Source organism: Polaromonas sp. SP1, from assembly GCF_003711205.1.
Classification (GTDB): Bacteria; Pseudomonadota; Gammaproteobacteria; order Burkholderiales; family Burkholderiaceae_C; genus Polaromonas.
On sequence record NZ_CP031013.1, the window covers coordinates 3,226,578 to 3,248,278 of the forward strand.

Below are 21,701 nucleotides of genomic sequence, written 5' to 3' on the forward strand. Positions count from 1 at the left end.
GGCCCCGGTTCTACTTTGGGCAATCAGTCGGATTTTGTATCAATCCCGAAAGCGGCGATGGTTTTTTCCAGCGCCTGGTACTCGTCGGCCGTCAACGCCACCAGCGGCGCGCGCACGCGCAGCCAGGCCTTGTCGCCGCTCAGCATGGCCATGATGCCCTTGAGCGCCGGCATCAGCGAGTAGCCGTTCAGCAAGCCGATCAGCTGGACGACGCGCTCGCGTTCGGCCGGTGTGGCGGCGGCTTCGGGCTCTGTCACCAGGCGTTTGACCAGGCGCGGCATGAAGTTGGCCAGGCCGCTGATGGCGCCTGTGCTGCCGCGCCTGCCCATCTCTGGAAGGTCGGGCTCAAAGCCGACGTAAACCGTCATGTCTTTCATGAAGGCGTTCGCCAGGCCCACCGAATGCTCGGTGCTGCAGGCGCTGTCCTTGATGCCGACGATGGTGTCGGGGTATTGCTTTTTGAGTGTGCTGATGACGTGGTGCGACAGCGGCACGCCCGTGACCTGGGGGATGTGGTACAGGTACATCTTGAAGGGCGTGCCGGCCATGCCGTCGATGACATAGCGGTAGCCGTCGATGATGCCCTGGTCGGACACGCCCTTGAGGAAAAACGGCGGCAGCATCAGGCAGCCGTGCACACCGGCCTTGACGGCGTGGCGCGTGAGCTCCAGCGTTTCGGGCAAGGCGGCGCAACTGGTCGAGACCATGATCTGCGCGGCCGGAATGCCGTTTTTGATGAGCTGGTCGATCGCGTCCTTGCGCTCTTGCAGCGAGAACGAAGGGCCTTCGCCCGTGGTGCCGAAAGCCGTCACGCCTGGGCAGCCGGTGGCGATCAGCGTCTTGCAATGCGCCGCAAATTTGGCGTGGTCAATGTCTAGCCCGGCCGTGAGCGGCGTCAGCAGGGCGGGCCAGATGCCGCGAAAGGATTTGTCGGCGGCGGGGAAAGAACGCGTCATTCAAGGGTCTCCAAAGACCACGGCATATCGGGCCGCGGCAAACCGAGCACGCGGCGGTGCGCACTGTCGATGTGGTGGCTCAGGCGGTCGACCACGGCTTGTGCGTCGCGCCGCTTGAGGGCGTCAATAAACCAGAGGTGCTCTTCCATCGCGGGAATCAGCACGTCCGGGGAAAGGGTGGAGCCTTCGAGCTTGATCAGCCGCACCCGCAGGCTGTTGATGCGGTAGACCTCGGAGATCAGTTCGTTGCCCAATGCGTCGATCATCAAATCGTGCAGGCCCCAGTCGACCGTGGTGGCGTCTTCCAGCAGGGCGTCGTCAATGGCTTTCTTTTTGGCGCGCTTGACGATGTTGAGGTGGGCCAGCTCAATCATGGCCAGGTCGGAGTCGGACACCGTCGTCACAAAGCGGCTGGCGGCCTCGCGCTCGAGCAGGCGGCGCAGCTGGAAGGCGTTGTTGATCAGCTTCAGATCGACATGGGCCACCTGGAGGCCGCGCTGCGGCACGGTCTTGAGCAGGCCTTCGGCTTCCAGGCGCGGAATCAGCTCGCGCACCGCGCCCAGCGGCATGCCCAGCAGTTGCATCAGCTCGCGCTGCGAGATGAATTGGCCCGGGCGGATGTTGGCGTCAACGATCTGCTGCTGGAAACTCTCGTACGCCTGCGCGCGCAGGCTGATCGGAGCGGAGGCCGTGGAGTGCGCAGCGTTGCTCATGAGCTTCAGCTCGCGTCGCTGGAAATCACACCCTTGCGAAGCAGGATGTTGCCGTACTTTCGCTGCTCACCGGTTTGCAGGATGAGGAAGGCGTTTTGGGCTTGTGCGTAAAAGTCAAAGCGCTCAAGCGAGACGGCGGGGCGCTCGCCGGCTTGGCGAAGTACGTTCGTAAATTCGGCCACGGGCTCGGGAATGGCTGAAGCATCACCGACGACCTGCATGGTCCAGGCAGCGTCGGGCACAAAGTTGTCTAGCGGCAGAAGCTGCAGCACCGCTTGAAGTGCTTGAGGCGCAGTGGCACCCGCCAACTGCACCAGCCGTGCGCCGCTTTTGCCTGCCACCTGGGCAGCAGGGAAGTTCGCATCCACAATCGCCACGTCGTCGCCATGGCCCATGCTGGCCAGGGCATGCAGGGCGTCGGGCGTGAGCAGGGGGGAAATGTTTTTGAGCATGGGAGCAATGTGGTGAACAGCTGCGGAGCCCGGTTTTTGCAAAACCTCGGGATTTCCCGCTGTCGATCACTGACATGTTAGTCATAACATAACTGACCTTTTATCAGGACTAACCCTGAATCCGAACGAAATTGAACAAAGTCAAAGCCGACATGACCACTGCGACTGGGGGCATGGCCCCTGTTTTTTCTGCCTGCGAAGGAAGCGGCCTCAGGCTGGGCCTGGGCGGTGCGCCGCTGGGCAACCTGTTCAGCGCCGTCTCTGATGCCGATGCCAGGGCGCTGGTGGATGCCGCCTGGGCCGATGGCTGCCGCACCTTTGACACCGCGCCGCATTACGGCCACGGCCTGTCGGAGCGGCGCCTGGGTGATGCGCTGCGCGGGCACCCGCGGGACAGCTATGTGCTCTCCAGCAAGGTGGGCAGGCTGCTGCTGCCCGATGCGAATGCCCCGCGCGCGCAGCACGGCTACGTCGACATACTGCCCTTTAACCAGGTGTGGGACTTCAGCGCCGCCGGCACACGCCGCAGCGTGGAAGAAAGCCTGCAGCGCCTGGGCCTGCCGCGGCTGGACGTGGTGTATGTTCATGACCCCGATGCCGCCTCGCACGGTGAACGCGCGCCTGCGGTACTGCGTCAGGTGATTGAGGAGACTTTGCCCGAGCTGCGGCAGATGAAGCGGGAAGGGTTGATACGCGCCATCGGCCTGGGCACCAACGACGTGGATGTGGTGTTGCAGGTGCTGCGCGAAGTCGGGCTGGATGTGCTGATGCTGGCCGGGCGCTACAGCCTGCTGGACCACAGCGCGCTGGCTGCGCTGCTGCCCCAATGCGCGGCGCGCAACGTCCTTGTTGCACTGGGTGGGGTGTTCAATTCGGGTATCCTGGCCACGGGCGCACGCGGCGGCGCGGCGAGCTTTAATTACGCGCCCGCTGCCGGCGAATGGCTGGAGCGGACTTCCCGCATTGAGTTGGTTTGTGAGGCGCATGGCGTGCCGCTGCGCGCGGCGGCGCTGCAGTTTCCGCTGGCCCACACGGCGGTGGAGATCGTGATGCTGGGCGCACGCAAGGTCGCCGAGTGGGCCGATGCGGTGGCGATGATGCAGCACCCGATTCCCCCGGAATTCTGGGCCGACTTGCGCAAGCAGGGCCTGCTGCCATCAGAGGCACCTACGCCATGACCGCGATGGCAAAGATCGACGCGCACTTTCATTGCTGGCAACTCGCGCGCGGCGACTATGGCTGGCTGACCCCGGCGCTGGCGCCGATTTACCGCGATGTGGCCGTGGCCGACTGGAAGGCGCAATCCGTGCCGCACGGCATCACGGGTGGCGTGCTGGTGCAGGCTGCACCGGCCGAGGCGGAGACACAGTTTCTGCTGGCGCAGGCCGATGCCAACCCCGCCGTACTGGGCGTGGTGGGCTGGGTAGACCTGCTGGCCGCTGACGCTCCGGCCCGTATCGAAAAACTGGCCAGTCACCCGCGCCTGAAGGGTTTACGGCCCATGCTGCAGGACATCGCGGATCCCGAATGGATATTGCAACCCGCACTGGCGCCGGCCCTGCGCGCCATGGCCGATTGCGGCCTGGTATTTGACGCGCTGGTGAAGTCCGTGCACCTGCCGCACATCCTGACGCTGGCTGCGCGCCACCCTGAGTTGCGCATGGTGATAGACCATTGCGCCAAGCCGGACATCGCTGCGGGCGAGTGGCAACCCTGGGCAGATGGAATGGCGCGCATCGCCAAGGAAACCAATGCCATGTGCAAACTCTCAGGCCTGATGACCGAGGCTGGTCCGCGACCACAGCCGGGCGCTGTAAGGCGCTGGGGCGAACATGTGCTGCAGAGCTTTGGCGCTGACCGTGTCGTGTGGGGAAGCGACTGGCCGGTGCTGGAGCTGGCCGGTAGTTATGCGCAATGGTGGGGCGAGACGCAACAATTGCTTGCCGGGCTGGATGCGAAAGACCAGGCGGCGGTGATGGGGGGCAATGCAGCGCGGCTTTACCGGTTGGGCGGGGCTTAAATATTCTCGTCACTCAGGCTCCACACCGTTCGGGCTGAGCGTGACGAAGCCCTTCGCCACCGACAGGGTGGTCATGGTTTGCGTAAACCCCATTGAAGTGATGAGGTATTTAGAATCGCCCGATGACTGAATCAACAACTTCCTCCTCCGTACGCGTCTGCCGCGCAGACTACGCTAACCCCGTGCACGCAGCCGCAGTCGTAGACCTACTCGATGTGTATGCGCGCGACCTGGCCGGCGGCGGCCACCCGCTCAGCGACTTCGCCAAAGGCAACCTCATCAAGGAACTCGCCGCGCGCCCACAGGCTTTTAGCGTGCTCGCCTTCGAGGGCGAGCAGGCCGTGGGCCTCATCAACTGCATCGAGGGCTTCTCCACCTTCGCCTGCCGCCCACTGGTCAATGTCCACGACGTGTCCGTGCGCCCCGGTCATCGCGGCCAGCGCATCGGCGAAAAGATGCTGGCGAAGGTGGAAGAGATCGCGCGAGAACGCGGCGCCTGCAAGCTGACGCTGGAAGCACTGCAAGGCAATGAGCGCGCCATCAAGCTGTATGAGCGCGTGGGCTTTGGTGGCTTCCAGCTGGACCCGGCCATGGGGCAGGCGCGGTTCTTTCAGAAGTGGCTGGAGTGAGGGCGCCTCAATGCCTCAATCGGTCAGAACCAGATATCAGGATCCAGAAGCATGAAACGCTGGTGGAACAGTCCTTATCTTTCCTTGATCGGCAATATCGCCGCGCTTTGCTTCGCGCTTATTCTCGGACGGGTTTGCCTCCAGGCCGTGTTTACTGGCGAAATCAAGTTCAGCAAGGCCAATCGATGGATTCGCCTGGAAAGCGAGCCAACGGTGTTTTGGCTTGCTTTCTGATTTCAATTCGCCCTCGCAGTTTTCGTGGCGATAGTGACTCCCAGATCCATACGCAAAGACGTTCACGCCATCCGGGAAAGTCGAGCACAACAAAAGAAGGCATGACGTCCGCTTGGGGCCAAAGCAGCCTTTTTCCCCACTGACTGCAGGCTCGCTTCGATCTAACCAGCCTTCGCTCCCTCCTACGGCTGGTCGCGTGTTTTTCTCCTTCTTCCAGGTAGCAGGCCCAAGCACCATGGCTTTTTAGTATCAGCCACGGATGCAACATGAAAAACAACGGTCTGCTTTTCTCCGCCCTCATCGGCGCGGTCGCCTGCGCGCGCTCCATGACGCCAATGGCCACCATCGCGGCAGCACGGGTTCTTGGCCGTCGCACGCCGGGGAGGCTTGTCCTGCTGGACCGCCCGCTGTTCAGGCATGGCGCCCTGGCCATGGGTGTGGGCGAATTGTTGGGCGACAAGATGAAGACCGCACCTGACCGCACCGTCTTTCTGGGACTGCTGGCGCGCGTGATGAGCGCAGGCATCGCAGGCGCTGCACTGGCTCCCCGTGGCCGCGAACAGGCCGGCGCTTTAACGGCGGTTGCAACGGCCGTACCGCTGGCCTACATCACGCTCGCAGGCCGCAAGCGCGCGATGGCACGCATGGGCCAGACCCGCAGCGGTTTGATTGAAGACGCGCTGATTGTTGCCGCCGGGGCGGCGGTTGTGGCGCTGGCGGTCCGGCGGTAAACGGTCCGCCTGCTTCTCTTCGACAGGAATTAATTCTGACGCTGGGCCTTTACGCGCGAAGAGTCTTGCAGCAGCATCAGCGCCGCAAAAGCCACCAAACCCAATGCCGCTGAAAACCACAACGCGCCCGCGCCGAAGCGGTCAATCGCCAGGCCGAACAGCCACGGCGCCGTGGCTTGCGCAAAACGCGCCGGCACCATCAACACGCCTTGGCGCGCACCGTAGTCGCGCACACCGAACAAGACCAGCGGCAGCGTGCCTTTGGCAATCGTCAGCACACCGTTGCCGGCGCCGTGCAGCACGGTGAACAGTGCACCGGCCGGCACGCCGAAAAACAGAAACACCGCTGCGCCCAGCGTGTGCATCGCACCGGCCACGCGGGCTGAGATCAGCGGGTGGATGTTGCGCAGCAGGCCGTATTCCAGCAATCGGCCAGCCACCTGCGCGGGGCCGACCAGGCCGGCAAAAATCAGTGCGGTGGCCAGCGGCACGCCATGGGCCTGCAGCAGACGCGGCAGGTGGGCGGCCATGGCGGTGCTGATGAACCAGGTCACCGCGAACACCAGGGCGAGCAGGATGGCGGTGCGGGTGGCGGAGTTTGCCGTTGATGCGGCTGCGGGGTTTGCTGTTTCAACGGGGGTGACTTCAAGCGGTGCTTCTGCGGCTCCGTGCGGCGTCGCGTGAGCCGGCGAGGCGGGCAGCCGCCAGTTGAGCGGCAAGCCCAGCAGCAGATGCAGCGCCGCCCAGGTGAGGCAGGTCGCGCGCCAACCCCATTCCAGCTCCAGCCAGGTTGTGAGCGGCCAGCCCACGGTGCTGGCAAAACCGGCAAACAGCGTGATGCCGGTGATGGCGCCGCGCGCGTCTTTGCCGTAGAGATGCACCAGCGCAGCAAAGGCTGCTTCATAAAGGCCTGCGGACATGGCCACGCCCAGGATCACCCATCCGGCAAGGAGGCCCACCGGCCCCTGCGCGAAGGCCAGCGTGGCCAGCCCGGCGGCAAAAATCAGGCTGTTGGCCGCCAGCACAGGCTTGCCGCCGTGCCGGTCTATGGCTTTGCCGGCCGCCGGCCCCAGCAGTGCGGACACCACCAGCGCGGCAGAGAACGCGGCAAACACAGTGGGTGTGCTGACGCCGAGGTCGCGCGCCATCGGCACCGCCAGGATGGCCGGCAGGTAGTAGCTCGAAGCCCAGGCCAGCGTCTGGGCAATGCCCAGCTGGACGATGGTGGCGGTGCGGCTGGTCGAAGTCACGAGCCCAAGGGTACCAAGGATGCGCCCGCCTCAGGCTGGGTCGGGCGCCTGCCGTACGCCGAGCGCGCGGTGCAACACCACACCCGCCAACGCCCCGGCCGCCTGCGCCAGCACAAAGCCCGGCGCACTGACGGGCGCGATGCCGGCAAAGCTGTCGGACAGCATGCGGCCCAGTACGGCCGCCGGGTTGGCAAACGAGGTGCTGGCGGTGAACCAGTAAGCCGCGCCGATGTAGCAGGCCACCAGCGCCGGCGCCTTGGCGGGCGGCGCGCGCAGCACGACCAGGATCAGCCCGCCAGTCGCCACGGCTTCGGCCAGCCACTGGCCGCTGCCGGTGCGGACCTTGCTGCTGAACTGCATCACGTTCATGTCAAACATCGCATGCGCCAGCCAGGCGCCGGCCACCGCACCCAAAAGCTGGGATGCTATAAAAGATATAGCTAGAAGCGCATGCGCAGTATGGGCTGGAGGCCTTTTTGACCACATAACCAGGGTGACCAGCGGATTGAAGTGCGCACCGCTGACCGGGCCCAGCACCTCGATCAGCACATACAGCGCAAACACCGTGGCCAGCGTGTTGGCCAGCAGCGCCACGCCCATGTTGCCGCCCGACAGGCGCTCGGCCATGATGCCCGAGCCGATGACGGCGCAGAGCAGGGCGGCGGTGCCCACAAACTCCGCGAGCGCCTGGCGCGCGAGCGAAGGCGCGTCAGGGAGCTGCGGCGTTGGAGCCGCGGCAGGACTTAACAGCACGCCGCTTTTGCGCCGGAGGGTGCGTCAGCCGGCACGGCGCAGCAAGCCTTGCCGGTGGCGGGCTTGGCTTCGCTGAACACCGGAATGTTGTCCAGCGTATGGAACTGCTCCCAGGCAATACCCTGCGGGTCGGTCAGCCAGTATTTGTCGCTGCGGGCATAGCAGCAGGTGGTGGGGCCTTCATCCAGCAAGGTCATGTCGGCGCGGGTGGCGCTGGCCTTGAGGGCATCCAGCTCTTCGGCCCGCTCGACCTGGATGCCCAGGTGGTCCACGCCGGGTGCGTCGCCGCGTGTGGAGATGGCGAAGTTGACCGGTGGGTCGTTCAGCATCCATTTGGCGTAGTCGGCCTCGGTGCGTGCGGGTTGCTGCTCGAACATGGCCGAGTAGAAGGCGATGTTTTTTTGGAGGTCTTTGACGTGCACATGGACGTGGAAGCGTTTCATGAGGTTCTCCTTGACGTAGGTGTGTGGGTGGAATATTGGTTAGCAGGCGGCGCAACCGGCTTGCGCATCGACTTCGCAGCTGCCGCCTTCGCAGCAGTGCTCGGTCAGGTAGCCGAGCAGGGCGTTCATCTGGCCGAAGCTGGCGCGGTAGATCAGGTTGCGCCCGCGTGCCTCGCTGCTCGCCAGGCCTGAGTTCGCGAGTTCTTTCAGATGGAAAGACAGGGCGCTGGGGGCAACACCGAGCTGTTCGGCCATGACGCCTGGCGTCAAACCTTCAGGGCCGGCGACGACGAGGGCGCGGAAAGCACGCAGGCGCTGGGCTTGCGCCAAGGCGGCCAGTGCCTTTACGGCGGTGCTCTCGTCGAGTGTGGTGAATTGCGGCAAAGGGGTTAAAGATTCCATAATTCAAATATAATTGAATTATTGAATCGATGCAAGCCACCCACAATCCATTCATCTTCAAGGAGCTCCCATGCCGTCCCACCCGCCAGTCACCATCTATCACAACCCGAAATGCGGCACCTCACGCAACACGCTGGCGCTGATCCGCAATGCCGGCATCGAGCCGGAAGTCATCGAATACCTGAAAACACCGCCGACGCGGGAAAAGCTGCAGGCGTTGGTGGCCCAGATGGCAGTGCCGGTGCGTGAGGTGATCCGGCAAAAAGAAGCGGCGTATACGGAGCTGGGCCTGGACGACCCGGCGTTGGGTGACGACGCGTTGATTGACGCGATGCTGGTCCACCCCATCCTGATCAACCGGCCCATCGTGGTGACGCCGCTGGGCACGCGCCTGTGCCGCCCTTCGGAAGCCGTGCTGGACATCCTGCCCTTGCCGCAGCGCGGTGCGTTTGCCAAGGAAGACGGCGAGCAGGTGATTAACGAGCGGGGTGAACGTGTTGCAGGCCGTTGATACCTTGATGGCCGACCTGCCGAACATTGACCCTACGCTCTTTGCATTGCCCTCGCTAGGGCTGCGAGACTCCGCACCCGGCACGCATGCGCCGCGCATCCTGCTGCTCTACGGCTCGGTGCGTGAACGCTCCTACAGCCGCTTGGCCAGTGAAGAAGCGGCACGCCTGCTTCAGGCCATGGGCGCGGAGACGCGCACCTTCAACCCGAGCGGCCTGCCTCTGCCCGACGACGCGCCGGACACGCACCCCAAGGTGCAGGAGTTGCGGCAACTGGCGCAGTGGGCCGAGGGCATGGTCTGGTGCTCGCCCGAGCGGCACGGCGCCATGACCGGCATCATGAAGTCGCAGATCGACTGGATTCCGCTGGCCGATGGCGCGGTGCGGCCCACGCAGGGCAAAACGCTGGCGGTGATGCAGGTCTCGGGCGGTTCGCAGTCCTTCAACGCCGTCAACCAGATGCGCGTGCTGGGCCGCTGGATGCGCATGCTGACGATTCCCAACCAGTCGTCGGTGGCCAAGGCTTTTCTGGAGTTCGACGAAGCCGGGCGCATGAAGCCCTCGGCGTATTACGACCGCATCGTTGACGTGATGGAGGAACTGGTGAAGTTCACGCTGCTCACCAGGGATGTGTCGCCTTACCTGGTGGATCGCTACAGCGAACGCAAGGAAAGCGCCGAAGCCTTGTCCAGGCGCGTGAACCAGCGCGCCATTTAAAGAAAGCTGCGGCCCCTGTCGGGCCGTTATTTCGCCGAGGCCGCGTTGCGCCTGCGGGTGGCCGCGGCTTTTTTCGCCGACGCTGAGCGCTCCGCTGCGGGCCGGGCGGCCGCTGCGGAGCCGCCCAGTCGCCCGCCCTTGCGTGAAGCCGAATGGTTCTCCGGCTTGCCACGCCCTGAGCCGGACTTTTCGCCGCCGCCGCTTTCCTTGTTCACCGTGGCCCAGGCGCGGCGTTCGGCTTCTTCCTTGCCGACGCCGCGGTCTTCATAGCCTTCTTCAATGTGTTCGGCCTTGCGCTTTTGCTTGTCGGTGTAGGCCGACTTGTCGCCTTTTGGCATGGTGCGTCTCCTTTGGGTGCATGAGTCCTTGATGCTGGGACCTCCAAATTAATGCGCGGGAAGCGGGGCCTTTGAACGCGGCATTCCAAAAGCGAAGTCGGCCGTTTCCTACGTGAAAAAGGCCGCCAGCCAAGACGGGGTATTGGCTTTTAGCTATTGATTTAATAGCAAGCTGGATACCCGTGCGCAGGGTTTCCGGCAAAACGCGGTTTCAGCAGATTTCTTTGGCGCTGTCACACAACTGCCATTGAACTGACACGAACGCGTCACCCCCCACTTCCAGAATCACGTCATGACCAGCATGACAGAGCACCCGATGGGAACCGAATCGACACAAGCCAGCCGCAGCTTGAGCGCCGGCATTCAAGACCTCAACAAGCAGTGCCTGCGCATTTTGCGTTGCACGGCCCAGGCTTTTGCCAACAGCCCGGGTGGTTTGCGTTTCAAGGCAGGGACCCGGCCCTGGCTGGAAGGTTTGTCAAATGCGCGGCCCATGCTGGCCGCGGGTTTGGGGCGACGTGACAAGGCGGGTTTTCTGACCGCCGGTGATTGAGAGTCGAAGCCCCATTTCTGGGGCTTTTTTACAGCGCGATTTGAAGTTGTCGAGATTGTTGAGACACAAGGAAACAAGGAGTTAGCCATGAAAGAACTGCCCAATCCCACCTTTGCATTGTCGCCAGTCGCAATGCCACGGGGGTCACTTCATCAAAGCGGTCATGCTGTCATTCCCGCCGTTGTTCAAAGGCCTGCCGTGGGGAAAATCTCGGTCAGCTGGGCCCGGCACCAGGACGAGGTCCGGCAGGCGCAGCGCCTGAGGTACCAGGTCTTCGCGCTCGAAATGGGCGCGAACCTGTCGAAGACGCTGCCCGGCCACGACGTAGATCTGTTTGACGACTATTGCGAACACCTGCTGGTGCGCGATGAGGCGACGCAGGACGTCATCGGCACCTACCGCGTGCTGACGCCGACGCAAGCCCGGCGCGTCGGCAGCACTTACAGCGACACCGAGTTCGACCTGACCCGCCTGCGCGCGTTGCGCGAGCGCATGGTCGAGCTGGGCCGCAGCTGCGTGCATGCCGACCATCGCCACGGCGGCGTCATCCTGGCACTGTGGGGCGCGCTGGCCGAGTTCATGTCGCGCAACCAGCTCGACACCATGATCGGCTGCGCCAGCATCCCGATGCAGCACAACGGTGTATCGAGCGGGCATGCGGCCGCCAGCATCTGGCGCCAGGTGCGTGAAACGCATCTCGCACCTATCGAATACCGCGTTACGCCGCGCCTGGCGCTGCCGGTGGAGCAGCTGGACGACACGCTGGATGTGGAGCCGCCCGCACTGATCAAGGGTTATTTGCGCCTGGGCGCCAAGGTGCTGGGCGCACCGGCCTGGGACCCCGATTTCAACTCGGCCGACCTGCCCATGATGATGCGCATCGCCGACCTGCCACCGCGCTACCTGAAACATTTCTCCGGCAAACCGCTAGCCGGCAACTCGTCGGAGGCCTGATGCGAAGCATGTTTGACGCGATGGGCGCGCTCGGTTCGTCTGGGAGTGGCTTTGGCGGGGGCAGCGACGACCATGACGACGACGACTCGCTGCGCAAACGCTACCGCACCATCTTTATCTCCGACATCCACCTGGGCACGCCCGGCTGCCAGGCGGCCGCGCTGCTGGACTTTTTGAAAGCCCACCCCAGCGACAACCTCTACCTGGTGGGCGACATCGTGGACGGCTGGCAGCTGCGCCGCCGCTGGTACTGGCCGCAGTCGCACAACGACGTGGTGCAAAAACTGCTGCGCCGCGCCCGCAAAGGCTGCCGCATCATTTATGTGCCCGGCAACCACGATGAGTTTGCGCGTGAATTTATCGGCAACCAGTTCGGCGGCATCGAGGTGATCGATGAAGCCGTGCACACCACCGCCGACGGCCGCCAGTTGTGGGTCATCCACGGCGACTACTTCGACGCCGTGGTGCAGTGCGCCAAGTGGCTCGCCTATGTGGGCGACAACCTGTATGAATTCACGCTCAAACTCAACCGCCACCTGAACAGCCTGCGTGCCCGCATGGGACTGCCTTACTGGTCGCTGTCGGCCTACCTGAAGCAAAAGGTCAAGAGCGCGCTCAACTACGTCACCGATTTTGAAGTGGCGGTGGCCAACGAGGCACGCCGGCGCGGCCACCAGGGCGTGGTCTGCGGGCACATCCACCGCGCTGAAATGCGCACCATCAACGGCGTGCTGTACTGCAACGACGGCGACTGGGTGGAAAGCCGCACCGCGCTGGTGGAAAACTTCGACGGCACGCTGGAGCTGGTGCACTGGGCGCCCGCACATGAAACGCAGGGCCGCGGCCATGCGGCATCGACGGTGGTGGCATGAAGGTCGCGCTGGTCACCGACGCATGGCAACCGCAGGTCAATGGCGTTGTCACCACCCTGGTTGAGCTGGTGCGCGAACTTGAAGCCCTGGGGCACCAGGTGGAAGTCATTCACCCGGGCCTGTTCAAGACGCGGCCTTGTCCGGGTTATGCGGGCATTGACCTGGCCGTGCGGCCCAAACGCGGCCTGACGGAAAAGCTGGACGCGTTTGGCCCCGAAGCCATCCATGTCGCGACTGAGGGCCCGCTGGGCTGGGCGGCACGCGGCTACTGCCTCAAGCGCGGCCTGCGTTTCACAACCGCGTTTCACACCAAATTCCCCGAGATCCTTCACGCTGCGCTCAAAATCCCGCTTTCATGGGGTTATGCGCTGTTCCGCCATTTCCACAGGCCGTCGTCCGGCGTCATGGTGCCGACCCACGGCGTGCTGCGCATGCTGGAGCAGCGGGGCTTCCAGAACCTGCGCAGCTGGACGCACGGGGTGGACACAGCGCTTTTCGGCTTTGAGCCGCAGCCGCGCCTGTACCCGCCCATGGGCACGCTGGTGCGCCCGGTATCGCTGTTTGTGGGCCGGGTGTCTTATGAGAAAAACATCGACGCCTTCCTGAAGCTGGACATTCCCGGCACCAAGGTGGTCTGCGGGGTGGGGCCGCTGGAGGTCTCGCTCAAGGAGCGTTATCCGCAGGTTCGCTGGATGGGTGTGCTGGCGCGGGACGAACTTGCCAAGGTGTATGCGGCTGCCGATGTCTTTGTGTTTCCCAGCCGGTCGGAAACCTTTGGCCTGGTGATGCTGGAATCCATGGCTGCCGGCACGCCGGTCGCGGCCTACCCGGTCGATGGGCCACTTGAAGTGCTGGGGAAACCCGACGGAAGCTGTCACGGCGGTGTCATGAATGAAGACTTGCAACAGGCTTGTTACAGCGCATTGGCGGTGCCGCGCCATGAAGCCCGTTTGCGCGCATTGGACTTCAGCTGGGGTCAAGCCGCGCAATTGTTCGAGTCTTACCTCGTGCCGGCAGCACCAAACACTGCAAAAGCAACCCCCGTAAGCCCAAGGGCAACCCTTGTCAGTCCACTCAGGTAGGTGCAACATCAGTCAAAAGTACTGTCACGCCTTTGTCATAAAAACCGTCAACACTGTGACTTACTTTTACTGACAGATACCTCCTTGTTGATGCCCACCTCACCCGCCTCGGTGGCCGCCGCCGCGCCACCCGTCCAGTTCCTGGATCGCGACCACAGCATTCTTGCCTTCAATGAGCGGGTGCTGGACTGGGCCAAGCGCCCGGACGTGCCCTTGCTGGAGCGGCTGAGGTATTTGTGCATCGTCTCGTCCAACCTGGACGAGTTCTTTGAGGTTCGCACCGCGCCGCACCTCACGGCCGCCCAGGCCGGCGAATCGAAGGGCGTCTATACGGCCGATTCCTTCAAGGCCCTGTCTGCCGCCGCGCACGACATGGTGGCACGCCAGTACTCGCTTTACAACGACGACCTGCTGCCGGCTTTTGAGCGCCAGGGCATACGCATCGTCTCCCACGGCGAGCGCAATGCGGCCCAGCGCCGGTGGGTGAAAGAGTATTTCGAAAGGGAAGTGCGGCCTTTGCTGATCCCGGTGGGGCTTGATCCTTCGCACCCCTTTCCGCAGGTGGCTAACAAATCGCTCAATTTCATCGTGCGCCTGAGCGGCCACGACGCCTTCGGCCGCGAAAACGACATTGCCATCGTCAAGATTCCCCGGGTGCTGCCGCGCTTTATTCACATGCCGGCCCACGGCAAGGACAAGAGCCGGCTCTTCGTGTCGCTCTCCAGCGTGATCCGTGCGCACCTGGCGGAGCTGTTCCCCGGCCGCGATGTGGGTCAGTTCTCGCAGTTCCGCGTCACGCGCCACTCCGATCTGGCGGTGGATGAAGACGATGTGAAAAACCTGCGCACCGCCTTGCGCCAGGGGCTGGAGCAGCGCCACTACGGGCAGGCTGTGCGGCTGGAGGTTTCTGCAGGGTGTTCCGAGCACCTGGCCAGCTTTTTGCTCAAGCAGTTCAACCTGCCGGCGCCCTCGCTGTACCGCGTGCATGGCCCGGTAAACCTGGTGCGCCTGACGCAGCTGGTGGATCTGGTCAACGACCCCAAACTGCTGTTCCCCAGCTACAGTGCCTGCTACCCCACGCAGCTGCAGCCCGGCGAGTCCTTCTTTGAGCGGCTCAAGGAAGGCGATGTGTCGATTCACCAGCCTTTTGAGAGCTTTGACGGCGTGCTCGCCTTCCTGCGTGAAGCCGTCAACGACCCGCAGGTGCTGGCGATCAAACAAACCATTTACCGCACCGGCGCCGACTCGGAGCTGATGGTGCTGCTGCGCGAAGCCGTGCGGCGCGGCAAGGAAGTCACCGTGGTGGTGGAATTGAAGGCGCGCTTTGACGAAGAGGCCAATATCAACTGGGCCGAAATGCTGGAGTCGATAGGCGCGCAGGTGGTGTACGGCGTAGTTGGACTGAAGACCCACGCCAAGATGCTGCTGGTGACGCGCCGCGAAGGCAGGCACCTGGTGCGCTACGCCCATCTGTCGACCGGCAACTACAACCCGCGCACGGCGCGCCTGTATACCGACCTGAGCTACCTCACGGCCGACCACCTGATGACGGCCGACATCGACAACGTGTTCGTGCACCTGGCCAGCCAGAGCCGCCTGCCCAAGCTGCACCATTTGCTGCTGGCGCCGTTACAGCTGCACCGCAAGCTGATCGAAAAAATCGACGCGCTGGGCGAGGCCGCCTTGCAAGGCAAAGACACGCGCATCGTGGCCAAGATGAATGCGCTGACCGACGAAGACCTGATGCTCGGGCTGGTCAAGGCCGGCCAACGCGGCGTAAAGATCGATCTGATCGTGCGCGGCGCCTGCATGCTGCCGGCCCAGGTGCCGGGCGTGACGGACAATATCCGCGTGCGCTCCATCATCGGCCGTTTCCTTGAACATTCACGGGTGTTTTACTTCCGCAGCGGCGAAGAAGAGACCTTGCTGCTGTCCAGCGCCGACTGGATGAACCGCAACATGCTGCGGCGGGTCGAGCTGGCCTGGCCGGTGAACGACCCGGTGCTCCGCCAGCGCATCATCGACGAATGCCTGGTGGCTTATTTGCACGACGGGCGCGATGCCTGGGACCTGCAGCCCGACGGCACCTACCTGCGGGTGAGCCAGCAGGGCGACGCCCCGCGCCACGGCGCGCAGGCGGCCCTGATGGCCCGCTACTCGGCCCCCCAACACCAGGACAAATGACATGGACCTCATCCTGTGGCGTCACGCAGAGGCAGAAGACTGGCCCGAAGGTGACCCGCAGGGCGGCAGCGATCTTGAACGCTCGCTGACGAGCCGGGGCGAGAAGCAGGCAGCCCGCATGGCCAACTGGCTGGACCGCCAGCTGCCTGAAGGCGCGCGCATCTTCGTCAGCCCGGCGAGGCGCTGCGAGCAGACCGCTCTCGCACTCGGCCGCAAGTACAAAATCCGCAACGAGCTGGCGCCCGACGCCACGGTGGAACAGCTGCTGGAATTGGTGCAATGGCCCACGGCCAAGTCACCGATTCTGGTGGTGGGTCATCAGCCCATACTGGGCCAAACCATTGCGCATTTGCTGGGGCTGCAGGAAAGCGATTGCCCTGTGAAGAAGGGCGCGCTCTGGTGGCTGCGCAACCGCGACCGCGATGGCATGGACCAGACGGTGGTGGTGACGGTGCAGTCGCCTGAGGTACTCTGAGCTGGCGCGAATCGGCTCAAGCCGCGACGAGCCTTTGCGTCCATGCCGGTGAATAACCAAACGTACTGAAGCTTTTGAGTCCAAAGCCATAGCTTAAACACCGCATCGTTCCCGGACTTGATTCAGGAGTGGATAGACGGCGATACAGCGCTACGGGTTTCCCTGAAATTCTGCTGTCGGTAGGACTTCCGTAAACTGCCTGAAAGTCCAATACGTGGTCGGCTTGCAGGAGGTTTGGATGTCCAGATCAGATTGCAGTCGCCAGGTTATGCCGCAGGTTTTGCGGCATACATTACTTTAGGCGGGATTGCGGGACGGTTCTGCAGTTGCCTTATTAAACGTTAGCCAAGATCAAATGTCATTCTGGATTGAAGGTTGGGTGGAAGTTGCCTGCTCGGTGGATACACCGGAGAAGAATGCCTGGGCGGGTTTAATTCGCTTAGGGCCTCTCATTGACACTTATGACGAGGTGTCGGAAGAGCTTTTTTGCTTGTCCAAGCGCGTTGTGACTGGCGAAGTACAAATCCGTGCACTGGCGCCATTGCGTGGTATCCCCGATGACGCTTCAACCTCCGTGAAATATGATCTTGCAGGCATTGCTGACCATGAAGAGCAGTTTGGCACCGGAGAATTCGGTGGCTACACGCATGCTACATGGCGCGATATGAAAACCCACCCGTTAACGTCGGAAGTAGCACCGCACACTGAGTGGTCAACGGTGTTTGATCTTCTCCGTACCTTGGAACGATCTGGTAAGTACAACGATGAAGGCATCCGTATCGTCGTCTGGTACAACTGGTGATGGCAAAGTTTGGGTGACGCTTGTAACGCCATTCATCCGCCGTCTGTCAGTTCCGCCCAACCCTTCGTTACCCCGACATGCTAAAGCTGCCTTCCCTGGCCTCCACAGGCGGGCGCGTTTAAACGTTAACCGCATAACGTGTATGTGTCGGAGAGTCATAGATGCATTATTGGAACCAAACAAACTTCGAAGGCTTGGCGTCCATTGGAGCCGCCTATAGGTCTGAGACCGATTTGGCACTTTTCGGCCAATACTGCCTTCTTCGCGAGAAAGGCCTCAGGAAACAGGCGCACGAAGCCGCGTCATTGTTTTCCAGGCATCTCAAAACCCTGGACCTTGCATCTCAACGGAAAATTTGTGTGCGCCTGGTTCAACTCCAAAGCGCAAATCCCGGCGTGCATCAACTACTTCCGCATCCGATAAAAACGGAACTGATGCACATTCTGGAGGAGTGGATTGAGGCCTGCCCACAGGAAGTTTTGCCTCGCGTTAACCTGGGGCTTCTGTCGCATGACATCCGGCATTTCCAGGCCGCGCTGGAGCTTCAACCAGATGAACAAACCTCCGTTGTGCGGCTCGCCGAATGTTGTTTGAGCGATGTAGATTTTCAAACGCATCACCTGTCGGAATCTCGCCTCATCGGAACCGTCGATGAAGCGAACGAGACGCTTTGCAAAGCTGCAGGATTCATCGGGAAGGTAGAGAGTCTCCCTCATCGAGCTGCCTTAAATAATGAGCTGGAGCATTACAGGCGCTTGATGTCAGAGTGGGCTACCTACTGCGCAGAGATGCCGGATGCGGCATTCGCGCAGTGGAGTCAAGCTCGTGGGAACAACTTCGAATTCCCATCCGTCGTTTATTACGACAAATAAAGCCGTTAGATTTGCTTACTGCAGTTGCCTCATAACCAGCGCTCTTGCGAGCGCTGGAAGTTGCCTTTGCGTGGCTTAAGAACCGAGCGTAGGGCGACCAGTCTTGATGGCGGGAACCTGCTCCAGCGCCGTCAGGAAAGCCGCATCGGAAATGCTGGCCAGCAGCTTGATGCCGGCGCGCAGCAGTTCGCTTTTCTTGGCCGGGCGGGTGAGCTTGGCGGCGCGTTGTTTGAGGTCGTCGAGGACCACATACTCAGCCTTGGGGATGGTGAAGCTGTCGCGCACCAGTTTTGGTTTTTTGGTTTTTTCGGGCTTGGTGGCTTTGGCGGGCTTGGTGCTGGCCTGGGGTTTTGCTGCGGGCTTTTTGGCGCCGGCCTTTTTCACGGTGGCTTTTTTGACGGTGCCTTTGCCGGCGGGGGCCTTGGCGGGGGATGCCTTTTTCGGGGCGGGCTTGGCCGCGGTTTTCACAGGGGCTTTCGGCGTTGCAGCCGGTTTGGCCGGCGTTGCCGGAGCGGCCGTTGCAGAGGTTTTCGCAGTTGCTTTTTTGCTGGTTGCCATGGATTGATCCTTTTAGTTGAGCGGTCAAATAAACCGTATATACAGTTTATACGGTTTAATTGGGCGCGGTCAAGCCTGCCCGGCTGCGGCTGCATTGCGAGGCGAAAGAGGGGAGGCGGCGGCTCAGGCGCTGGGAACGACCAGCGTCCATGGCGTTTTTTGCCACGCCAGGACTTCTTCCTGCAGCAGGTGCGCCGATTGCGGAAAGGCCTGCGCCCAGCCGGCGCGGCAGTTCAGCACAAAGAGCCTGCCGGGCTCGGCGCCGCTTTCAAGTTGCAGGCCTTTGAGGTCGGGGTCGCGCCGGGCGTGGCAGAGGATGACGGCCAGGCGCAGGCACAGCAGCTGCTGGATGAACACCCGGTCTTCAAAATTGACTTCCAGCTTGCGCAGCTTGCCGCGGTGGCCCAGCACCAAGAGGCTCAGGCGGTGCAACTCGGGCAGCGCAAAACCCGGCGCGTCGGCGTTGTCCAGGATGTAGGCGCCGTGCTTGTGATAGTCGCTGTGCGAGATCTGGCTGCCAATCTCATGGAGTTCGGCCGCCCATTCAAGCTTGCGCTGAAAGCGCGCAGATTCCGCGGCGGGCATGCCGGCGCAAACCATAACGAACAATTGCTTGGCGACTTTGCTGACGCGCTGGGCTTGTGCGCTGTCGGCGTTGAATTTGCTGGCGAGGCGCTGCACGGTGGTGGAGCGCAGGTCCGTCAAATCCTGTTCGCGGTCTACCAGGTCATAGAGCACGCCATGACGCAAGGCGCCTTGCGCGGCTTCCATCTGCGTGATGTCCAGCAGGTCGAACACGGCGCGCAGCACGCTGACGCCGCCGCCTATCACGGCGCGCCGGTCGTCTTTCATGCCGTCGAGCTTGAGGCGGTCTGCGCTTTGCGCCTTGAGCAGGCGGTCCAGCAGCCAGTCGAGGCCTTCGCGCGTGACATGGCCTGCAGGCCAGCCCGATGCGGTCAGCACATCGCTGACGGCCCCAATGGTGCCGGAGGACCCGTAGGCGGTGTCCCAGGCGCTGGAGCGGTAGGCATTGACGGCTTCGTCGAGCACCGCCTTGGCGGCCACCTCGGCCGTCTGGAAGGCGCGGGCGGTGAACTGGCCGTCGGGGAAATACTTCATCGACCAGGCGACGCTGCCGACGCGATAGGACTCCATGGTGCGTGCGTCCAGCCCTTTCCCCAGAATCATCTCGGTGGAGCGCCCGCCAATATCGACGACCAGCCGGCGTTCGTCGGACTGCGGCAGCAGGTGGGCCACTCCCTGGTAAATCAAGCGGGCTTCTTCGCGGCCGGGGATCACGTCGATGGGAAAGCCGAGGATTTTGTGGGCGCGCGCCAGGAACTCTTCGCGGTTGCGGGCCTCACGCAGGGTCTGGGTGGCGACGGCGCGCACCTGGTATTTCTTGAAGCCGGCCAGGCGCTCGCCGAAGCGTGCCAGGCAGTCCCAGCCGCGCTGCATGGCTTCAGGAGTCAGGTTGCGGTCGGCGTCGAGCCCGTTGCCCTGGCGGACGGTTTCCTTCAGGTATTCGGTGCGGTGGATGCGGCCGTGGTCAAAGCGGCCAATTTCAAGACGAAAGCTGTTGGACCCGAGGTCAACAGCGGCGAGCAGCGTTCCATTTTGCATGCCTGAGTTTAAGAACCTATTTACGATTTATTGGGGGCCGCGCAGGAATCTTTTCGGGATGGGATGCAAGGCGCGGTGCGCCGCCAATAGCCCGCTATTGGCTAGCGCCGCAACGCCGCAGACCGCCCGAAAAGGCTCCTGCCCTCCGGGTTGGGGTGACGCAAACGCTGTCGCGTTTGCATCCCCGTTGGGGCAGCTGCACGACGCCCAGCCGGCCGGCTGGGCGGTCAGGCGATTTGGCGCCCCAGTCCCTTGCATGGGCATGAGCCCATGCAGCGGGCCCTGGGCCACCAACTCATCCCGATTGCACCCCAACGTGGCCCTCAATAAATCGTAAACAGCTTCTATGGGCTGGGCATAGTGTTCACGTGGGACTCGCATCAGCATTACCCGCTCTTACCCAATGAGCCGGCCGTCGACTGTCATCATGCTTTGCGTGACGTAGGTGCCGCTACGGCGCTGGGGGTTGAAGCTGACGGCGAACCCGCCGACGTTCAGGTTGGTTCGGCGCTGGAAAGCGCTCAGAACGCTTGCGCGGTTCAGGGCGCCTTCCACGTCGTTCAGCACCTCGTAGGTGTAGCGTGCGGCGATAAAGCCGGCCAGGCTCAGCGGTGTGGGCGGCTCGTCAAACAGGCGGGCCAGTGTTTCGCGGTAACTGCGCACGACCGGCAGGCTGGCATTGACCAGCGGCACCGGCTGGGTGGCGATGACGGGGGTGTTGCGGCCGGCGCCCATTTGCAGCATGGTCTGCAGGTTGACGTCGGCCAGGGCCACGATGTAGCGCTGGCGGGCCTGCTTTTCCATGCCCTGCGTGAACTCGGCCAGTTCGGGCGTTCCGCCCACAAACAGCAGAACGGCGGGCGTCTTGGGGGTGAGCTTCTGGCCCAGGGCGCGCAAATCACCCGCTGCCCTGAAAGCCTGCAGCTTGAGCTGCATGCCGGCGGCGATGCGTTCGACGTCGGTGTGGTACGCGGCGTAGTCCTGCGCGGTGGCGTAAATCGCCCCCAGCTCCTTCAGGCCCATGGCCGTGAGGCTTTTCAGGGCATAGGCAATCTGCTCCTGGCGCGCGGCAAAGATGGGGAAGGTTTTGTCGTCGATCTCAAGGCTGGAGTTTTGCAGCCACGGCGCGGCGTGGGGGATGTTCAGCCCGCCCTGCATGGAAAGCGCCACGATCTGGCTGGCAACCTGGTCGCCGACGCTGCCCGAGAGCACCACGCAGGAGGGGTTGTCCTTGACCGAGTCGAGCGCGGTGCGCAGGCTGGCGGGCGTGCCGTCCGTCTCCAGCGCCTGGTGCTGGACCTGCCGGCCGCGAACGCCGCCGCGCAGGTTGATGTCCTGCCAGGCGGCACGTGAGCCGATCAGGAAGTCCTTGGACACGTCCTGCTGCGCCTGGGAAAAGTCGACCGCTTGCGCCACCGTGATGCTGCGCGATGAAGCGCTTTTGCCGGGCTGTGCCCAGGCGGGGCGTGCAACCGCTGCGGCTGCCGTGATCAGGCTGGCGCGTTGCAGCAACTGGCGGCGGCTCAAGACGAGCGTTTGAAATGGCATTGAATGCTCCCTGGTGGGCGATGCCGCCCCG

General features: G+C 63.0%; 26 protein-coding genes. 15 read left to right on the plus strand and 11 right to left on the minus strand.

Annotated features, from left to right (window positions below):
• Positions 1 to 23: 23 nt before the first annotated feature.
• Genes DT070_RS15345 through DT070_RS15355 form a run of 3 tightly spaced genes read right to left on the minus strand, consistent with a single transcriptional unit; the run spans position 24 to position 2,121 of the window.
• On the minus strand, positions 24 to 956 hold the full coding sequence (locus tag DT070_RS15345; RefSeq protein WP_122956186.1) for a dihydrodipicolinate synthase family protein: 933 nt from the start codon (positions 954 to 956) through the stop codon (positions 24 to 26).
• Positions 953 to 1,669: a GntR family transcriptional regulator gene (locus DT070_RS15350; protein ID WP_122956187.1), complete on the minus strand. Its 717-nt coding sequence runs from the start codon at positions 1,667 to 1,669 to the stop codon at positions 953 to 955. Before DT070_RS15350 ends, DT070_RS15345 begins: the two co-directional genes overlap by 4 nt.
• A 5-nt stretch (positions 1,670 to 1,674) precedes the next feature.
• Positions 1,675 to 2,121, minus strand: coding sequence for an RbsD/FucU family protein (locus tag DT070_RS15355; protein ID WP_122956188.1), 447 nt, complete (start codon positions 2,119 to 2,121; stop codon positions 1,675 to 1,677).
• A gap of 152 nt (positions 2,122 to 2,273) precedes the next feature.
• Between DT070_RS15355 and DT070_RS15360 the strand changes: the two genes are divergently transcribed.
• The 5 genes from DT070_RS15360 to DT070_RS15375 all read left to right on the plus strand — a co-directional run bounded on the left by DT070_RS15360 (position 2,274) and on the right by DT070_RS15375 (position 5,735).
• Positions 2,274 to 3,299, plus strand: a complete 1,026-nt coding sequence (locus DT070_RS15360; protein ID WP_228778484.1) for an aldo/keto reductase — start codon at positions 2,274 to 2,276, stop codon at positions 3,297 to 3,299.
• 5 nt (positions 3,300 to 3,304) lie between these two features.
• Positions 3,305 to 4,141 carry an amidohydrolase gene (locus DT070_RS15365; RefSeq protein WP_122957431.1) on the plus strand — a complete coding sequence of 279 codons (837 nt, stop codon included), beginning with the start codon at positions 3,305 to 3,307 and terminating at the stop codon, positions 4,139 to 4,141.
• 122 nt (positions 4,142 to 4,263) lie between these two features.
• Positions 4,264 to 4,770, plus strand: coding sequence for a GNAT family N-acetyltransferase (locus tag DT070_RS15370; protein WP_122956189.1), 507 nt, complete (start codon positions 4,264 to 4,266; stop codon positions 4,768 to 4,770).
• Between the two features lie 51 nt (positions 4,771 to 4,821).
• Positions 4,822 to 5,004 carry a hypothetical protein gene (locus DT070_RS21390; protein ID WP_153976355.1) on the plus strand — a complete coding sequence of 61 codons (183 nt, stop codon included), beginning with the start codon at positions 4,822 to 4,824 and terminating at the stop codon, positions 5,002 to 5,004.
• 266 nt (positions 5,005 to 5,270) lie between these two features.
• Entirely contained in the window at positions 5,271 to 5,735 is a 465-nt protein-coding gene (locus DT070_RS15375) for a hypothetical protein (RefSeq protein WP_122956190.1), read from the plus strand.
• A gap of 29 nt (positions 5,736 to 5,764) precedes the next feature.
• Here DT070_RS15375 and DT070_RS15380 read toward each other — a convergent pair whose 3' ends face one another.
• The 4 genes from DT070_RS15380 to DT070_RS15395 all read right to left on the minus strand — a co-directional run bounded on the left by DT070_RS15380 (position 5,765) and on the right by DT070_RS15395 (position 8,583).
• Complete coding sequence (locus DT070_RS15380) at positions 5,765 to 6,985, minus strand: MFS transporter (protein WP_122956191.1); 1,221 nt, start codon at positions 6,983 to 6,985, stop codon at positions 5,765 to 5,767.
• Between the two features lie 30 nt (positions 6,986 to 7,015).
• Positions 7,016 to 7,657, minus strand: coding sequence for an aquaporin (locus tag DT070_RS15385; protein ID WP_228778679.1), 642 nt, complete (start codon positions 7,655 to 7,657; stop codon positions 7,016 to 7,018).
• 71 nt (positions 7,658 to 7,728) lie between these two features.
• The gene (locus DT070_RS15390) at positions 7,729 to 8,181 is read right to left on the minus strand and encodes an ArsI/CadI family heavy metal resistance metalloenzyme (protein ID WP_122956192.1); all 453 of its coding nucleotides are present in this window, start codon (positions 8,179 to 8,181) and stop codon (positions 7,729 to 7,731) included.
• Positions 8,182 to 8,220: 39 nt separating this feature from the next.
• Entirely contained in the window at positions 8,221 to 8,583 is a 363-nt protein-coding gene (locus DT070_RS15395) for a helix-turn-helix transcriptional regulator (protein WP_122956193.1), read from the minus strand.
• A gap of 70 nt (positions 8,584 to 8,653) precedes the next feature.
• On the opposite strand from DT070_RS15395, the gene arsC reads away from it, so the two are divergent.
• Positions 8,654 to 9,094: an arsenate reductase (glutaredoxin) gene (arsC, locus tag DT070_RS15400; RefSeq protein ID WP_122956194.1), complete on the plus strand. Its 441-nt coding sequence runs from the start codon at positions 8,654 to 8,656 to the stop codon at positions 9,092 to 9,094.
• Positions 9,095 to 9,101: 7 nt separating this feature from the next.
• On the plus strand, positions 9,102 to 9,809 hold the full coding sequence (gene arsH, locus DT070_RS15405; protein WP_122957433.1) for an arsenical resistance protein ArsH: 708 nt from the start codon (positions 9,102 to 9,104) through the stop codon (positions 9,807 to 9,809).
• Positions 9,810 to 9,835: 26 nt separating this feature from the next.
• Here the strand turns inward: arsH and DT070_RS15410 are convergent, their stop codons facing one another.
• Positions 9,836 to 10,147: a plasmid stabilization protein gene (locus DT070_RS15410; protein ID WP_122956195.1), complete on the minus strand. Its 312-nt coding sequence runs from the start codon at positions 10,145 to 10,147 to the stop codon at positions 9,836 to 9,838.
• Positions 10,148 to 10,439: 292 nt separating this feature from the next.
• On the opposite strand from DT070_RS15410, the gene DT070_RS15415 reads away from it, so the two are divergent.
• The 8 genes from DT070_RS15415 (at position 10,440) to DT070_RS21395 (ending at position 17,941) form a co-directional block, all read left to right on the plus strand.
• On the plus strand, positions 10,440 to 10,700 hold the full coding sequence (locus DT070_RS15415; protein ID WP_122956196.1) for a hypothetical protein: 261 nt from the start codon (positions 10,440 to 10,442) through the stop codon (positions 10,698 to 10,700).
• 87 nt (positions 10,701 to 10,787) lie between these two features.
• The gene (locus tag DT070_RS15420) at positions 10,788 to 11,654 is read left to right on the plus strand and encodes a GNAT family N-acetyltransferase (protein ID WP_122956197.1); all 867 of its coding nucleotides are present in this window, start codon (positions 10,788 to 10,790) and stop codon (positions 11,652 to 11,654) included.
• Positions 11,654 to 12,526, plus strand: coding sequence for a UDP-2,3-diacylglucosamine diphosphatase (locus DT070_RS15425; protein ID WP_122956198.1), 873 nt, complete (start codon positions 11,654 to 11,656; stop codon positions 12,524 to 12,526). The genes DT070_RS15420 and DT070_RS15425 overlap by 1 nt, the downstream gene beginning before the upstream one ends.
• Complete coding sequence (locus DT070_RS15430) at positions 12,523 to 13,608, plus strand: glycosyltransferase family 1 protein (protein ID WP_122956199.1); 1,086 nt, start codon at positions 12,523 to 12,525, stop codon at positions 13,606 to 13,608. The genes DT070_RS15425 and DT070_RS15430 overlap by 4 nt, the downstream gene beginning before the upstream one ends.
• A gap of 90 nt (positions 13,609 to 13,698) precedes the next feature.
• Positions 13,699 to 15,792 carry a polyphosphate kinase 1 gene (gene ppk1 / locus DT070_RS15435; protein WP_122956200.1) on the plus strand — a complete coding sequence of 698 codons (2,094 nt, stop codon included), beginning with the start codon at positions 13,699 to 13,701 and terminating at the stop codon, positions 15,790 to 15,792.
• A gap of 1 nt (position 15,793) precedes the next feature.
• Complete coding sequence (locus DT070_RS15440) at positions 15,794 to 16,267, plus strand: histidine phosphatase family protein (RefSeq protein WP_122956201.1); 474 nt, start codon at positions 15,794 to 15,796, stop codon at positions 16,265 to 16,267.
• A 355-nt stretch (positions 16,268 to 16,622) separates the two neighbouring features.
• Entirely contained in the window at positions 16,623 to 17,069 is a 447-nt protein-coding gene (locus DT070_RS15445) for a hypothetical protein (protein WP_122956202.1), read from the plus strand.
• Positions 17,070 to 17,230: 161 nt separating this feature from the next.
• The gene (locus DT070_RS21395; protein ID WP_153976354.1) at positions 17,231 to 17,941 is read left to right on the plus strand and encodes a hypothetical protein; all 711 of its coding nucleotides are present in this window, start codon (positions 17,231 to 17,233) and stop codon (positions 17,939 to 17,941) included.
• 75 nt (positions 17,942 to 18,016) lie between these two features.
• On the opposite strand, the gene DT070_RS15455 is transcribed toward DT070_RS21395, so the two are convergent.
• From DT070_RS15455 to DT070_RS15465, 3 genes are all read right to left on the minus strand, one after another.
• Positions 18,017 to 18,499, minus strand: a complete 483-nt coding sequence (locus DT070_RS15455) for a hypothetical protein (RefSeq protein ID WP_122956204.1) — start codon at positions 18,497 to 18,499, stop codon at positions 18,017 to 18,019.
• 123 nt (positions 18,500 to 18,622) lie between these two features.
• On the minus strand, positions 18,623 to 20,122 hold the full coding sequence (ppx, locus tag DT070_RS15460; protein ID WP_122956205.1) for an exopolyphosphatase: 1,500 nt from the start codon (positions 20,120 to 20,122) through the stop codon (positions 18,623 to 18,625).
• Positions 20,123 to 20,518: 396 nt separating this feature from the next.
• Positions 20,519 to 21,670 carry an ABC transporter substrate-binding protein gene (locus tag DT070_RS15465; protein WP_122956206.1) on the minus strand — a complete coding sequence of 384 codons (1,152 nt, stop codon included), beginning with the start codon at positions 21,668 to 21,670 and terminating at the stop codon, positions 20,519 to 20,521.
• Between the last annotated feature and the right edge of the window lie 31 nt (positions 21,671 to 21,701).